Origin of the sequence: Pedobacter sp. (assembly GCF_031119335.1) — a bacterium.
GTDB lineage: Bacteria > Bacteroidota > Bacteroidia > Sphingobacteriales > Sphingobacteriaceae > Pedobacter.
In genome coordinates, this window is sequence record NZ_JAVHXT010000005.1 from 103,978 (window position 1) to 119,084 (window position 15,107).

Here is a 15,107-nt window from a genome sequence, read left to right on the forward strand (position 1 = left end):
CGTTTTCGTTTAATTCAAAATCTAGATTAAATTAGTTTATTAATTCTACCTCACCAAATGGAGAAACATCAAAATATTTTCAGATTTCATAAAAACAGCTTTCTGATTGCAGTAATTATATTCATTGTCGAAGTTTTAATTGCGCTTTACATCACAGACAATTTTGTGCGCCCTTACGTTGGCGATGTATTGGTGGTTATTCTAATCTATTATTTTGTGAAGGCCTTTGTACATGTTCCTGTTTGGCCTTTGGCAATTGGCACCTTGTTGTTTGCTTACCTAATAGAAACTTCGCAATATTTTCAACTCGTAAAACTGATAGGCTTAGGCGATAATCATTTCGCAAATGTAGTGCTTGGGAATTACTTTGCTTGGGAGGATATTTTAGCGTATACAGTTGGAATAGCTTTTGTGCTAGTGATAGAAACTTACTTCGCTAAACCCAAAAACCATTTACCATGAACGACTTTTATGAAAAATTCAGAAACAGAGCCAACTTTGATGAACATGCAGAAGCAATTGCTGACCATTTAGACAAGTACTACAAATCTGGAGAGATTACCGTTTTCCACGAAATATTTTCCCCAGATTTACACCTCGATGTTTATTTTGTACAATCGGAAAAACACAATTTTAATATCTTACTCACTGCAGGAATGAGTACTTTGCAAATGAGCGTTCCAGCAGCTGTAGAAAACCCTAAAGATTATCAGTTTGCAGAGCTGATGTTGTTGTTGCCGAAGTCTATCACCTTTGGAAAAGTAACTGGCGATAACCCTAACGATTGGCTCATTGCCATGCTGAAAGAAGCAGCTCGTTTTCCGCATCACTACGATACTTGGTTGTCTATTGGACATACACTACAAGCCACTGCAGATATGGAACCTTATGCTGAAAACACCAATTATACAGGTGTAGTCATTTTACCATCAGTAACTTTTGATGAAGAATTTACATCGATACAAGCTGGAGAAAACCTAATCAATATCTACTCTGTGTTTCCATTGTATGCTGATGAAATGAATTACAAAATAGAAAATGGGTATAACGCACTTTTGGATAAATTAATCGAGAAGAACGCAAAGGAGATTTTCGATGATACCAGAGCGAATTTATTAAGTTAACTGAGCAAAACTTTGTCAATCTTTTATGCGAACTGTCGATCAAGATTGACAAAGTTGACACAGGCTTTTGTTCATTAAACCTGATGGAAGCGAAAATCCTTTTTTGATGCGTCATTTCGAAGGAGGTACGACTGAGAAATCTGTTTGTTAGAAGCAATATCTTACAGATTTCTCACATGCGTTCGAAATGACGGGAACAAGTCGCAAAAAGATTGCAGCGAACAGCAGGGCTTTCGGTTGCTACGAAAAACTGGCTTACATTTTCAAAATATTATGACATCTACCTTAAAAAACTAAACCTGCCAAACCATTAACTTAGTTGCTACGTTAATTTAAGAATGAAAGGTTATCAGTTTTCTAAGTTTTTACCCAATGAATTGCCAAAAGGTGGTTTCGACGAGTTGTTGAAGTTATTTACGCAACTGCTAAACTACACCGCTGGCGATGCAGGTGAAGCTTTGGCTTGGATGAACGAACTTGACAAGCAGTACAAGTTCACCAACAAAGATTACGGCATGGGCGATTTTATTGAAGACCTGAAGGAAAAAGGTTGCATCAGCGAGGAGAATGGGGAAACTAAAATAACGGCTAAAACAGAACAGACTATTCGTAAATCTGCCTTGGAAGAGATTTTTGGAAAGTTAAAAAAGGCTGGGAAAGGTAACCACAACAGTAATATTTCGGGCATTGGCGAAGAAAAAAATGCGGATAGACGGGAGTTTAGTTTTGGCGATAGTTTAGACCAAATTGACATGACGGCTTCTATCCATAATGCGCAAATTAATCACGGTATTGGCAATTTTACCCTTACCGAACGCGATTTGGAAGTAGAAGAAAAGGATTACAAAACTTTAACTTCTACGGTACTGATGATTGATATTTCGCACTCGATGATTTTGTACGGTGAGGATAGAATTACGCCTGCCAAGAAAACGGCAATGGCTTTAGCAGAGCTAATTAAAACGAAATACCCAAAAGACACCTTGGACATCGTGGTTTTTGGTAACGATGCTTGGCCAATAACGATTAAGAATTTGCCTTATTTGCAGGTTGGTCCGTACCATACCAATACTTTTGCTGGTTTAGAATTAGCTACCGATTTGCTGCGCAGAAGAAAAACACATAACAAGCAAATCTTTATGATTACCGATGGCAAGCCAACTTGCCTGAAAGAAAACGGCAGATATTATAAAAACAGCGTAGGTTTAGATAGAAAAGTAATTGGAAAAACCTTGAATATGGCGGCGCAGTGCAAAAGATTGAATATTCCCATCACTACGTTTATGATTGCCAAAGACCCTTATTTGCAACAGTTTGTAAGACAGTTTACGGAAGTGAACGGCGGCAGGGCTTTTTACAGCTCACTCAACGGCTTGGGCGAATACATTTTTGAAGATTATATTAAAAATAGAAGAAAGACATTTAGAGGAAGCTGAAAGACCAAAGCTTAAAGACTAAAGCGAAGTATTAAACACTGTCCTCAAAGTCCTCCCTTTTGGGGAGGATTTAGGTGGGGCTATTACAACATTTACAATAAATGACAAAAGCAACAACACTAGGCGAATTAAAAGCCACCTCATACCAATCTTTAAGCGTTAAAGACGAATTAAGAAAGAATTTAATCACTCAACTACAAAACAAAGAAGCAGGTTTTGAAGGTATTTTGGGTTACGATGAAACAGTAATCCCAGAATTGCAGACGGCAATATTGGCTCGTCATAACATATTGCTTTTAGGCTTACGCGGACAGGCGAAAACCCGTATTGCCCGTTTAATGGTGAACTTGCTAGACGAATACATTCCATACATTGCTGGTAGCGAGATTTTCGACGACCCTTTGAACCCGATTTCGTGGTTTGGTAGAAATGAGATTGAAACTAAAGGTGATAAAACACCGATTGCTTGGCTACACCGAAGCGAACGCTACACTGAAAAATTAGCTACCCCAGATGTAACCGTGGCAGATTTAATTGGCGATGTGGACCCGATTAAAGCTGCCAACTTAAAACTGACTTATAACGACGAGCGTGTAATCCATTTTGGCTTAATCCCGAGAGCGCACCGCAGCATTTTTGTAATTAACGAATTGCCAGATTTGCAGGCTCGTATCCAAGTGGCATTGTTTAATATGCTGCAAGAAAAGGATATCCAAATTAGAGGTTTTAAATTGCGTTTACCTTTGGATATCCAGTTTGTGTTTACCGCAAACCCTGAAGATTACACCAACCGTGGTAGCATTGTAACTCCGTTAAAAGACCGCATTGAAAGTCAGATTTTAACGCACTACCCTAAAACGATTGAAATTTCTAGAAAAATTACTTTCCAAGAAGCAAAACTAACCGATGAACAACGCTTAATAGAAGCGGATGGATTGGTGAAGGATTTGGTAGAGCAAGTGGCTTTCGAGGCTCGAAAGAGTGAATATATCGACCAAAAATCGGGTGTTTCTGCTCGTTTAACTATCTCTGCTTTCGAGAATTTAATTAGTAACGCAGAGCGAAGAATGTTGGTAAGCAGAGAAAAATCGACCTTTGTACGTATTTCAGATTTTAGTGGAATTATTCCGGCGGTTACTGGGAAGATTGAGCTGGTTTACGAAGGAGAATTGGAAGGGCCAGCAAAAGTAGCCCATACGTTAATTGGCAAAGCGATTAAGCATTTGTTTGCAAGATATTTTCCAGACCCTACGAGAGCGAAGAAGAGCAAAACCGCTAATCCATATACTGAAATTACCGAATGGTTTACCGAAGGCAATACCATTGATGTGGATGATAACCTTACTTTAACGAATTATAAAAAAGAACTGCAAAAGGTTAATGGATTAGAGGCTTTGGTAAAGAAATTCCATCCTAAATTGAGCGAAAACCAAACTTTGTTATTAATGGAATTTGTGCTGCATGGTTTATCGGAATACTCGCAACTGAACAAAAACTATTTAAATGGCGGTTTCGGTTTCTCTGATATGTTTGATAGTTTGTTTAACGCAGATATGGAAGATGACGAGCAGGATTTTGGGTAATATCTCTATCGTCATTTCGACGAGGAACGAGGAGAAATCTAACGACTTGATACCACCTTGCTAGATTTCTCTCCCGAAGAAAAATCGGGATCGAAATGACGAGATGCCTAATAGAAGACTTACGAAGTTTTCGAAACTTCGTAAGTCTAAAAAGCAAAATTGAAACAAATCCATCAACAAAACATCTAACAAAAACACATTAATTTTACACCCCACATGGGAAGAACATTATTTCTAACAATACTCTGCTTCGTTATCATCTTACTCGACTTTTACTGCTATTACGCAATTCTAGCTGTATTCAAAAAATGGAAAGATAGCACCAAACAATTCTTTAAAAAAGCTTGGTGGACAATTAACATCGCTTTAATTGTAGGTGTTTTCTGTGCTATCTACTTAAATCTATTTTTATCCGCAAGAGCAATTATTTTAGTCGCCTTTTTCTTAATTAGCACAGGTAAAATAGTAATGTTGCCATTTTTGCTAGTGGATGATTTAAGAAGGTTTGGCATCAAATTCTTCAAGTTATTGAAGAAGAAAAAAGAACCGACCGAAGCGGCAAAAGAAACTATCAAAGGCGAACCTATCAGTCGTTCTTCTTTCTTGGTAAAGGCAGGCTTAATTGCTGGAGCTGTGCCTTTAAGTTCTTTAAGCTGGGGCATTATTTCTGGCGCTTATGATTACCAGATTAGAAGAGTTAATCTAAAGCTACCGAACCTACCAAAAGCTTTTGATGGCATCACTTTAGCACAAATTACAGATATCCACTCGGGGAGTTTCTACAACAAAACTGCCGTAAAAGGTGGTGTAGATATGTTATTGGCAGAAAAACCTGATTTAGTTTTCTTTACAGGAGATTTAGTGAACAACCTAAGCAGCGAACTCAAAGACTATCAAGATATTTTTAGCAAGGTAACTGCTCCTTTGGGTGTTTATTCTGTACTGGGCAACCACGATTATGGCGATTATCATTTCGGTAGAGGAACATCACCTGCAAAAGTTAAAAATCTACAAGATATGGTTGCTTCTCATAAAATTATGGGCTGGGATTTGCTGATGAACGAAAACCGACGCATAAAAATTGGAGGAGAAGAAATTGGAATTGTTGGGATAGAAAACTGGGGCATGGGGCGTTTTCCCAAATACGGAAAAATGGAACTGGCCACACAAAACATGGAAGATTTGCCTGTGAAGCTTCTACTGTCTCACGACCCCTCACACTGGCGTGGCGAGGTTTTAGAGAAGTACAAAGACATTGATGTTGCCTTTGCTGGTCATACCCACGGAATGCAATTTGGCGTAAGGTTAAAAGATACGCAATGGAGCCCCGTACAATACATCTACAAAGAATGGGCAGGCTTGTACCAAGAGCAACAGCAACAATTGTACGTTAATGTGGGCTATGGCTTTTTAGGCTATCCAGGGCGTGTTGGTATGTTGCCAGAAATTACGATATTTACTTTAAGCAAGGGATAAGCGATTGGCGTAAAGCGAAGTAAGTCTGAAATTAAAATAAAGTCCCCTTTAGGGGATTTAGGGGTTTATGCTCAAAAAACTAGGTTCATCCATCTTAGATTTTCTACTGTTCAGCAATTTATTTATTGCTATCTGTGCAGTTGCCCAAGGTTTGGTCACCTATCATTTATTGAAAGCTAAGCCAAGTGAACACGTATTGGCTTTTTTGTTCTTCTCAACCTTATTGATTTACAACTTGGCGGTGTTGCTTTCCAAACCGAAAGAACCTCAAAATTCACCGTTTAAGAGGGTTAGATGGATTTTCGCCCATCATCGCTTAACAATATCCACCACATTAATTTCGACATTATGCCTAATTCCGCTGGGCTTGCTATACCTCAGTTTTGAAGCAAAATTATTGATGGTATTTGTGGGTTTATTGGCTGTTGCCTATAACATACCTTTTCTAACCTTAAACGGTAAAAAAATTGGTCTGCGCAACATTCCCGGCATTAAATTATTTCTAATTGCTTTTGTTTGGGCAAGTAGTTGTGTTTTGTTACCAATTGTAGAGCTAGAGAGCGTTACCAGCACACATCAAATTAATGTGCCTTTAAGTGAAACAGTTTTATTGGTGGCCAAAAGATTTCTGTTCATTTGCGCTATCACGGTGCCATTTGATATCAGAGATTTATTTCAGGATAAGCTGTACGAACTCAAAACCATTCCGGTGGTTCTGGGTGAAAAAAAAGCCTGGATTTTCTGCCAAGCTTTATTAGCAATTTACTTATTGCTTTTAATTTTATTTACCCAAGGCATCAATATCGATGTAATTGGATTAACATTAACCGTAATACTAACAGGTTGGCTCATTTTTAAATCGAACATTAAAAGAAACGAGTATTTCTATTTCTTTTACCTTGATGGAACCATGTTATTGCAGTATGTAATGTTGGTACTTTTTGGTTTGCTGAGCACCATTCTTTAGAGGGTCGTCATTGCCAGCTCGACTGGCAATCGTAATGCGATAAAATAAAATATTTCGCTTTAAGATTCCCGTTTTCACGGGAATGACGCAACAATGAAAAGTAATTAGCTCTACTTAACTCCCTACATTAAACCTATAACCAACGCCCCTTACGGTTTGCAATAACTGCGGATTATCTGGATTTACCTCAATTTTTTTACGTAAACGTACAATGTGCATATCCAAAGTACGGGTATTCACATCAGAGTTGTAACCCCAAACTTCCAGCATTAAATCTTCTCTGCTAATCACCTGATTTGGATTGCGTAAAAAGTAAAGCAAAATCCTATTTTCTAAGATAGTCAGCTCAATTTTTTTACCATCACGGAATAAAGTGTGGATATTTGGATGATGCTCCATATTACCAAAACGATGGATTTCTGACTTATCGCTGTTAAGTAAAAACTTCACCTTACTATCTAACATCGCTATCAACACTTCTGGATTAAATGGCTTTGTAACATAGTCTGAAGCTCCAAATTGATAAGCATCAATCTTATCTACGTCTTGCGCTTTGGCAGTCATCATAATTATCAAACCTTCAAAGCCTTGTTTACGCACCTCTTCGCAAACCTCAGAACCCTCTTTGCCTGGCAACATCCAGTCCAACAATACAATGTCAGGTTTTTCATCAGTAATAGTTTGTACAGCAGCAATACCGTCTGCTTCTTCTATTACTTGGTATCCTTCTGTTTTTAAACGCATTGCTGTTAAAAAACGCAGGTTTTCATCATCCTCAACAATTAATATTTTGATATCTTTTGACATATTTTTTGAATTTTGAATGAGTAAATGAGTGAATGAGTAAATTACCCCTCACACGAATCTCTTCACTCCGTTAGCATTTATTTAATCATTTATTCCTTTACTCATTTCATCATTGAATAAAAGGTAGTACAATCTTAAATTCTGTTCCTTTATTTACAACGCTGCGAACGCTGATATCGCCTTTCATAAAATTAACAAGTTCCTTACAAAAAGCCAAACCCAAACCCACACTTCCTGCCTGGTTATACTGATTTTGTACGCGATAAAATTTCTTAAAGATATTGTTTATTTCTGAAGCGGGAATACCAATACCCGCATCTTTGAAACGTAAAACAACTCTATCTTTTATTAAACGGGCGGTGATATGTAATTGTTTTTTATCTGGCGGAGAGTATTTATAAGCATTCTCCATCAAGTTATCAAACAAACTGCCCAACAAAACCGGATCTGTAGTGAAATGAATTAAGTCGGTAACTTCATAAGTCAGCTTAAAATCTGGATGCTTTAATTGATGAACGTCTATGGTACTTTCGATAAACTCGGTGATATTAATCCGATCTTCATTAAGCTTTATGGCTTTGTTTTCAATTTGCGTAAACGCAAGTAACTTATTCATCAAACCATTCAGCTTATCGGCTTCTTCATCTAATATTTTCCCATAAAGCTTTTGTTCGCGTTCCGAAATACTTACCGCACTCTTGATGTTATTTCCGGCAATTTTGATTACACTCACCGGTGTTTTAAACTCATGCGTTAAATTGGTGATAAAATCGTACTGTAGTTTAAACATTTTATGATTAATGTTCAGGTTTCTATAGATTAGAAATGCTACCAAAAGCAACAAACCATAAAAAAGCAATATCAGCGCCGCTATTGGCAAAAAGTAACTAAAAATCTCCTTCTTAATAAAAGATTTGGCAGAAATAAAGTAAAGCTTATAGGCTGAGAAAGGACCTCCTAAAGTAATTTCACCTGTTACATATTCCGAAGAAGTTTCCAAGGGATCGTAGGTTACAGGCTCTATGCGTACAGATTGATAAAGCAAAGGACGATTATTCTTAATCTTCATCTTCATTGGATCTAGCTCAAAAGAAAGCATATCTTGCTGATAAATTGGTTCCGAAATCAGTTTCTCATTTATCATCTGCTTATAAACCTTCAAATCTTCAAACCTCGGAATATTAAAATAATCAATTCTATTGGGTTTGATGTTCGAAAAATTACTGAACAAATCTTCCTGCGTAGGCATTCTTGCCGTGTCTAACCTATGCACAAACGTATATAGCTTTAGTGCCAGTTCGTTGAAATTTTCGAGTGTTGCGTTGGAAGCAATAGAGTTCGTTCCAAAAATTTTTACCGAATCTGCCGGAATATAGGTGCCAAATTGATAAACGCTTTTCATTCCGACAGAAAAATTGCCTACGTTCAAACCATTCTCTTCATATCTCGAATTACGAACTTCTGCATCAAAAAACACCACTCTTTTAACAAAAGGATATTTCAATAAAATTGTATCAACAAACTTGGAGGCCGTAGTCGAATCCAGATAACCATTGTAGTAAGAAATTTCAGGAATTTTGTTCAGAAAGAAATCGTTGTAAGGTTTGATACTTTCTTCGAGTACATTCGTTTTTGCAGAAACAAAATCGCCCTCTATTTTCTTTGTACTAAAATTAAAAGCTAGAAAAAGTGATAGGACGAATAGAACTGAAATTAATCCAATGAACGTAGCGATAAGGGAGAAATTTTTGCGGTATCCGCTTTTTTTTACTGTTTCTATAGGCATACCAATGCTCTCGCTCTAACGTTTTCTAAGATTATCTTGCAAGAAAAGCTCTAAGGCTGCGTACGATTTTTTCCGTGCTTCTTCCCTACCCAAAACAGTTTTGGTTTCTTCCTTCTCTAAATACGTTACTGGAAGATTTAACTTCCGCAATTCTTTTACAAATTGTACCGCATCGTTGCCATTTATACGAGGGTCTTTAGAGCTCTGCGTTATAAATATCGGAATTTTCACTTTATCTGCATGAAAAACAGGCGAAGCCTGTCGCATATATTCTGCGTCTTTAATTGGGTTTCCTACAATTTCGTAAAACATCTGCAAGTTAGACGTTAAAAACGGAGGTATTGTTTTTAAATAACTGAAAAGGTTAAGCACACCAGCACTAGAACCTGCACATTTGTACATTTTAGGATTGTTAACCGCACTATTGATCGCTATTAATCCTCCAAAGCCATATCCATAAATCGCCACTCTTTGCGGATCGGCAATTTTCTGTTCTATTAACCATTGCACACCAGCATCAACATCTTGTTGGATTTTTTGTCCCCACTCTTTAAAGCCTGCAGCGTAAAACTCTTTACCGTAACCCGTAGAACCTCTATAGTTAACTTGCAGCACCGCATAACCTCTGTTGGCCAAGAACTGTACATCAGAATTAAACCCCCAACTGTTTCGCTGTCCAGGTCCATTATGTGGTATCACTACCACTGGCAAGTTTTTAGGTTTTAAACCTAAAGGAAGTGTTAAATAACCATTTATTTTGAAACCATCGGCAGTGGTATAGGTAATTGGCTTCATCTCGCACATTTCTTCTTCCTTAAGCGTAGGATTAAGATCGCTCAACTTTTTTAACTGATTATTTTCAGCATGATAGATGTAATATGCCCCCGGACTACGATCGGTAAATGTTCTCACAATAAAATGCTGTTCGTTTTTATCGTTATGAATAATTCTATATTCGGCATCGGGAACAAATTTTTCTAAAGCACCAAACAAACGTTTTGCATCTTCATTTAAATAGTGTTTTTCCTTTTTCCAAGTTTCGTACACTACATAATCCATTTTACCACGACGCTTAGAATACTGCGCTTCTACCACATTCAAGGTATCATCAGCAAAAAGCACATTTTTCTCTTTTCCTGTGATACAATCTATCTCTACCAAGGCATTTTTATCTCGGTTTACGTTAGAAATCGCGTAAATGGTGTTAGGTTTATTTTCTGAAAAAGCTACCGGCCACAATGTAGTTTTAAAGTTATTGGTAATGATTTTTTTGAAATCCTTGCCTTCGTTTTCTCTGTACCACAACGATTCATTAACGCCATCGGTAGAAATTGCCATACGTAACTTGCCTTTGCTATCGGTAAGCCAATTAGTAAAATTACCTGGGTTTTTAGCAGCAATAATCATCTGACCATTTCTTACGTTCAAACGATACACATCAAAAACGGTAGAATCCCTCTTATTGCTGGTAACTAAAAGGAACTTATCGTCTATCAATTGATCTTCCAGTAAGCGCACCTTACTTTTTTCATCAGCATTTAAAAGTCGTTCTTCAGTGCCATTTCTGTGTACAATATACAGATCTGTTTGAAACCTACTGGCTTCTTTTTCCTTGTAGTAAATTAATTCATCGTTACTTACCCAACAATAAAAATTGATATTTCTCTCTTCCAATTTAGATACTTCGGTAACTTTTCCCTGCTCTAAATCTTCTACTACTAGATGTTGCTTTTTATCTTTAAGCGTTAAATACGAGATGTATTTGCCATTGGGCGATAAGCGATATAATGCCCTGTCTTGTGTCTTGAAAAAATCGTTAACTGGCACTTGCCTTACTTTCTCGCCCTCATTACAAGCAAAAAGCACCGCAACCACCAATAACCACATATATTTTTTCACAGCCGTCATCATATCACAAAATTACACAACACTAATTGCGGTAAGCAATAATCATTAACATTGTTACTTAGCATTGTCTTTGCAGTTAATCAAATAAAACAAATTTTGTTGTTTAGTAAAAACAAAGCAGCGTAACATTTAAAATACAGTGCTTATTACTACTTTATTTTAATTGAATACCATAATTATAAGTTAAAAAATTTAATTTTAGCAAAGCTGATGCTTGGGCAACACCGAAATTAGCTTTTGATAAAGAACTTCCGAAATAGATGAAACATATCTTGCTCCTTTTACTTGCTTGCTGTCTGACATCCACTCTGTGGGCGCAAGACAATGTAGATGAAGCTTTGGCCTATCAATATTACCAGCAGGCAGATTATGAAAAAGCAGCTGTTTTATTAGAAAAACTCTTTAACCGTAATCGTAACGATGGCTATTTCGATTTGTATTATACCTCACTGCTTAAAATAAAAAAATACGACGAGGCGGAAACTTTGGTCAAAAGGCTTATGAAGCAATCGCCACAAAAAGTAAATTATCAAATTGCTTTAGGAAGGATTTACCAAGAAAGTGGGAAGACTGCCGAAGCGAACAAAATCTACTACGGCGCTATTCAAAACGTTTCTAAAAATGAATTTCAATTTAGGGATTTGGCCAATGCTTTTTACAGATTTGAAGCTTATGATATGGCTGTAAATACTTTTTTACAAGGCAGAAAAGTACTGGAAGACGAGCAGTTGTTCACTTTTGAACTTTTGAGTATCTATCGCTTTAAAAAAGACAAGCAAGCTCTGGTTAACGAATATTTGAACGCTTTACCTACAAATCCGCAGTTGATGCCACAAGCGCAAAGTATATTAGCCAATCTTTTCGAGAGCAATAACGATTATCAATTATTACAATCAGCTTTGCTAAAAAAAATACAGAAAGATCCACAAAATGAGGTTTTTACAGAGCTACTAATTTGGCAGTTTATTCAGCAGCAAGAGTACGAGATGGCACTTAGACAACTGATTGCGCAAGATAGGCGCACTAAGAATTCGTCTAGCTTATTGTTTAATACAGCAAATACATTTGTGGCTAATAAGGCCTTTACCACCGCCATTAAAGCTTATGAATATCTTTTAACAAAAGGAACTGAAAACGAACTGTATTTGCCTGCAAAAATACAGCTGATTAATACCAAATACGAACTAGCGGTACAAGGCAAGATTGATCAAGTAGCCATTAAAGCCTTGGCAGATGAGTTTTCGCAGGTAATTATGCAATACGGCATCAGTAACCAAACCATATTTGCGCTCAAAAAACTGTCGTATTTACAAGCTTACTACCTCAACAATTTATCGGAAGCAGAAAAAACATTAGAACAGGCATTAAAAGTTCCTGGCTTACCAGCAACAGAAATTGGTCAGTTGAAGATTGATTTAGGCGATATATATGTATTGAACAAGCAGCCTTGGGAAGCAGTGCTAGTTTACGAACAAGTAGCCAAACAGTATGATAATTTGTCTGTAGCTAGTGATGCCCGCTTTCGTTCGGCGAGGGTTTCGTTTTATCAGGGCAACTTCAAGTTTGCCAAATCACAAGCCGATGTATTAAAAGCTTCTACCTCTCAATTAATTGCCAATGATGCTTTAAACCTGAGTTTGCTGATCTCAGACAACCTACAAAGTAAAAATGATAGCTTGGCGCTGATTATGTATGCAGATGCAGAAATGCTTCAATTTACCAACAACACCGCAGCTGCTTTAAAAAAACTAGACAGTATCGATGTCGCTTTTCCGAAAAATAGTTTGGCAGATGATATTTTAATGGCCAAAGCCCGCATCTTTATCAAGAGCAACGAATTTGTGCAAGCAGAAAGTCATCTTAAACTATTAATCGCTTCACATTTCACGAGCATTTGGATTGATGATGCAATATTTACGCTTGCCGATCTTTACGAGCATCAATTGAACAATGTTGAAGAAGCTAAAAAACTTTACCAGCAGCTAATTACAGATTTTCCTGGCAGTATTCTCAATACCGAAGCACGAAAGAGATATCGTAACTTACGTGGAGAAACCGTTTAGCAATTTAGGATCGGCACTCTGGCCCTTAATGCTTTCAATCCTTTCAGCTTTAGTCTTTAGTCTTTAGTCTTCGTCCCCTTCCACCTTCCACCTTAATCCCGTATCTTTGCGCCATGTTGTTATTTAACGTCACCGTAATTATAGAAGAGGCCTCAGCTACAGAATGGTTAGCCTGGATGAAAGAAACCCACATTCCGCAGTTGATGGAAAAAGATTGTTTTGTATCTCACCGCTTTTTGAAGATCGTAGATTCTCCAAATGAAGGTATAAGCTACTGTGTTCAGTTTATTGCTGAAGACGAAACCAAGTATCAAATCTTTTTAGACTTACACGAACAAGAATTTACAGCAGAAATGTATATCAAGTATCCAAATAAGTTGGTTACTTTTAGCACCTTAATGGAATTTGTAGGATAAACACATTACCTTATAAAAAAAACATGAATATTATAGCAACCCCAATACAAGACCTTTTTGTATTTGAACCTAAAATTTGGAAAGACACCAGAGGTTACTTTTATGAAAGTTTTAGCCAGAGAGTATTTGAACAAGCAGGCATTAATGTAAATTTTGTGCAAGACAATCAGTCATTCTCGCAAAGAGGCACACTTAGAGGAATGCATGCACAAGCAAATCCGTTTGCCCAAGGTAAATTAGTTAGAGTAATACAAGGTAAGGTGGTAGATGTTGCAGTTGATATCAGGAAAAACTCGCCCACTTACGGACAGCATTTTGCAGTTGAACTAAGTAGCGAAAACCATAAGCAATTGTGGGTTCCTCCTGGCTTTTTGCACGGATTCTTAACTTTAGAGAACGATACTATTTTCGCTTATAAAGTAACTAATTATTATGATAAAGATTCGGAAATTGGTGTAATGTGGAACGATCCAACTTTAAACATTGATTGGGCCGCCTATTTAGATCCTAGCGAGTTTTTATTATCTGATAAAGATTTAGTCTTAAGCGATTTTGCATCCTTAAAATCACCATTTTAAATAAGAAAGCCACAGATACACAAATTTAATCTGTGCATCTGTGGCTTTTATAATCCCCTTCAGAGAATTAGGGCTTACTGTTTGATCAAATTGTAAAGTTCATCCAATTTCGGAGAAAGCACAATTTCAATTCTACGGTTTTTACTTCTGCCTTCAGCTGTAGTATTCTCTGCCAAAGGCTGGAACTGACCTTTTCCAGTAGCCGTCATTCTTACGCTTTCTACCTTTTGCTCATCTGTTAAAAACCTAACTACAGAAGTAGAACGTAGTACGCTTAAATCCCAGTTATCTTTTATCTGACCTAGATTACTGATACGCTGCGAATCGGTATGACCTTCTACAGCAATGTTGATATCTGGTTGTTGTTTTAATACCTCAGCCAACTGGGTTAAAGCCTTTTTACCGTTTTCATCTATCACAATACTTGCAGAAGGGAACAACAATTTATCTGTTAAGGATACATATACTTTGCCATCTTTTACTTCAACAGTTAAACCACTCTTGGTAAAGCCCAGCAAAGCCGATTGTAATTTTGCCCTCAACTGATTGGTAGCTTCATCGCGTTTACGCAAAACCTCTTCTACTTCCTTCAACCTTGCTTCACGCTTAGCTAAATCTCCAGTCAGTTTATTAATTTCCGACGAACTATTCGACCTCAACTTTGCATAATTCGCATCTAAATCGGTATATCTTTCGTTAAGTGTTGCTAATTGGCTATTTAAAGCTGCGGTGTCTGCTTGTAAACGTTTGATGCGCTGCTCTAAACTTTCGTTATTTAATTGAGCGTCGTTCCATCCGGTATTTAATGAATCTTGTTTAGCTAAAAGCGATTTGTATTTCTTGGTGGATAGTACCACACAAGAGCTCAAAGTAGCGGCAACTAAAAAGAGAGCAATAAAGGGAGCGAAGAAGAGTTTCAGTTGTTTCATCTGTATATGTTGTTTATTGATGTATTGTTAATGG

Annotated in this window: 13 protein-coding genes; 9 read left to right on the forward strand and 4 right to left on the reverse strand. The window is 37.2% G+C overall.

The window, feature by feature from the left end; translation table 11 throughout:
* The first annotated feature begins 57 nt into the window (after window positions 1-57).
* The 6 genes from REI64_RS07405 to REI64_RS07430 all read left to right on the forward strand — a co-directional run bounded on the left by REI64_RS07405 (window position 58) and on the right by REI64_RS07430 (window position 6,586).
* Entirely contained in the window at window positions 58-462 is a 405-nt protein-coding gene (locus tag REI64_RS07405; protein WP_308849476.1) for a DUF2809 domain-containing protein, read from the forward strand.
* On the forward strand, window positions 459-1,124 hold the full coding sequence (locus tag REI64_RS07410; protein WP_308849477.1) for a suppressor of fused domain protein: 666 nt from the start codon (window positions 459-461) through the stop codon (window positions 1,122-1,124). Before REI64_RS07405 ends, REI64_RS07410 begins: the two co-directional genes overlap by 4 nt.
* A gap of 338 nt (window positions 1,125-1,462) precedes the next feature.
* Complete coding sequence (locus REI64_RS07415) at window positions 1,463-2,560, forward strand: VWA domain-containing protein (protein ID WP_308849478.1); 1,098 nt, start codon at window positions 1,463-1,465, stop codon at window positions 2,558-2,560.
* Window positions 2,561-2,661: 101 nt separating this feature from the next.
* The gene (locus REI64_RS07420; RefSeq protein WP_308849479.1) at window positions 2,662-4,143 is read left to right on the forward strand and encodes a sigma 54-interacting transcriptional regulator; all 1,482 of its coding nucleotides are present in this window, start codon (window positions 2,662-2,664) and stop codon (window positions 4,141-4,143) included.
* Window positions 4,144-4,359: 216 nt separating this feature from the next.
* A complete protein-coding gene (locus REI64_RS07425) occupies window positions 4,360-5,619 on the forward strand; it encodes a metallophosphoesterase (RefSeq protein ID WP_308849480.1) in 1,260 nt (419 codons plus the stop codon).
* 67 nt (window positions 5,620-5,686) lie between these two features.
* A complete protein-coding gene (locus REI64_RS07430) occupies window positions 5,687-6,586 on the forward strand; it encodes a UbiA family prenyltransferase (protein WP_308849481.1) in 900 nt (299 codons plus the stop codon).
* Window positions 6,587-6,700: 114 nt separating this feature from the next.
* Here the strand turns inward: REI64_RS07430 and REI64_RS07435 are convergent, their stop codons facing one another.
* The 3 genes from REI64_RS07435 to REI64_RS07445 all read right to left on the reverse strand — a co-directional run bounded on the left by REI64_RS07435 (window position 6,701) and on the right by REI64_RS07445 (window position 11,090).
* Window positions 6,701-7,393, reverse strand: a complete 693-nt coding sequence (locus REI64_RS07435) for a response regulator transcription factor (protein ID WP_308849482.1) — start codon at window positions 7,391-7,393, stop codon at window positions 6,701-6,703.
* 109 nt (window positions 7,394-7,502) lie between these two features.
* Window positions 7,503-9,179, reverse strand: coding sequence for a HAMP domain-containing sensor histidine kinase (locus REI64_RS07440; protein WP_308849483.1), 1,677 nt, complete (start codon window positions 9,177-9,179; stop codon window positions 7,503-7,505).
* Window positions 9,180-9,194: 15 nt separating this feature from the next.
* Window positions 9,195-11,090: a prolyl oligopeptidase family serine peptidase gene (locus tag REI64_RS07445; protein WP_308849484.1), complete on the reverse strand. Its 1,896-nt coding sequence runs from the start codon at window positions 11,088-11,090 to the stop codon at window positions 9,195-9,197.
* Between the two features lie 257 nt (window positions 11,091-11,347).
* On the opposite strand from REI64_RS07445, the gene REI64_RS07450 reads away from it, so the two are divergent.
* The 3 genes from REI64_RS07450 to rfbC all read left to right on the forward strand — a co-directional run bounded on the left by REI64_RS07450 (window position 11,348) and on the right by rfbC (window position 14,144).
* Window positions 11,348-13,150 carry a tetratricopeptide repeat protein gene (locus REI64_RS07450; RefSeq protein WP_308849485.1) on the forward strand — a complete coding sequence of 601 codons (1,803 nt, stop codon included), beginning with the start codon at window positions 11,348-11,350 and terminating at the stop codon, window positions 13,148-13,150.
* Window positions 13,151-13,263: 113 nt separating this feature from the next.
* A complete protein-coding gene (locus REI64_RS07455; RefSeq protein ID WP_308849486.1) occupies window positions 13,264-13,566 on the forward strand; it encodes a DUF4286 family protein in 303 nt (100 codons plus the stop codon).
* Between the two features lie 23 nt (window positions 13,567-13,589).
* A complete protein-coding gene (gene rfbC / locus REI64_RS07460) occupies window positions 13,590-14,144 on the forward strand; it encodes a dTDP-4-dehydrorhamnose 3,5-epimerase (RefSeq protein WP_308849487.1) in 555 nt (184 codons plus the stop codon).
* A gap of 74 nt (window positions 14,145-14,218) precedes the next feature.
* Here the strand turns inward: rfbC and REI64_RS07465 are convergent, their stop codons facing one another.
* Window positions 14,219-15,073 carry an OmpA family protein gene (locus REI64_RS07465; protein WP_308849488.1) on the reverse strand — a complete coding sequence of 285 codons (855 nt, stop codon included), beginning with the start codon at window positions 15,071-15,073 and terminating at the stop codon, window positions 14,219-14,221.
* Window positions 15,074-15,107 lie beyond the last annotated feature (34 nt).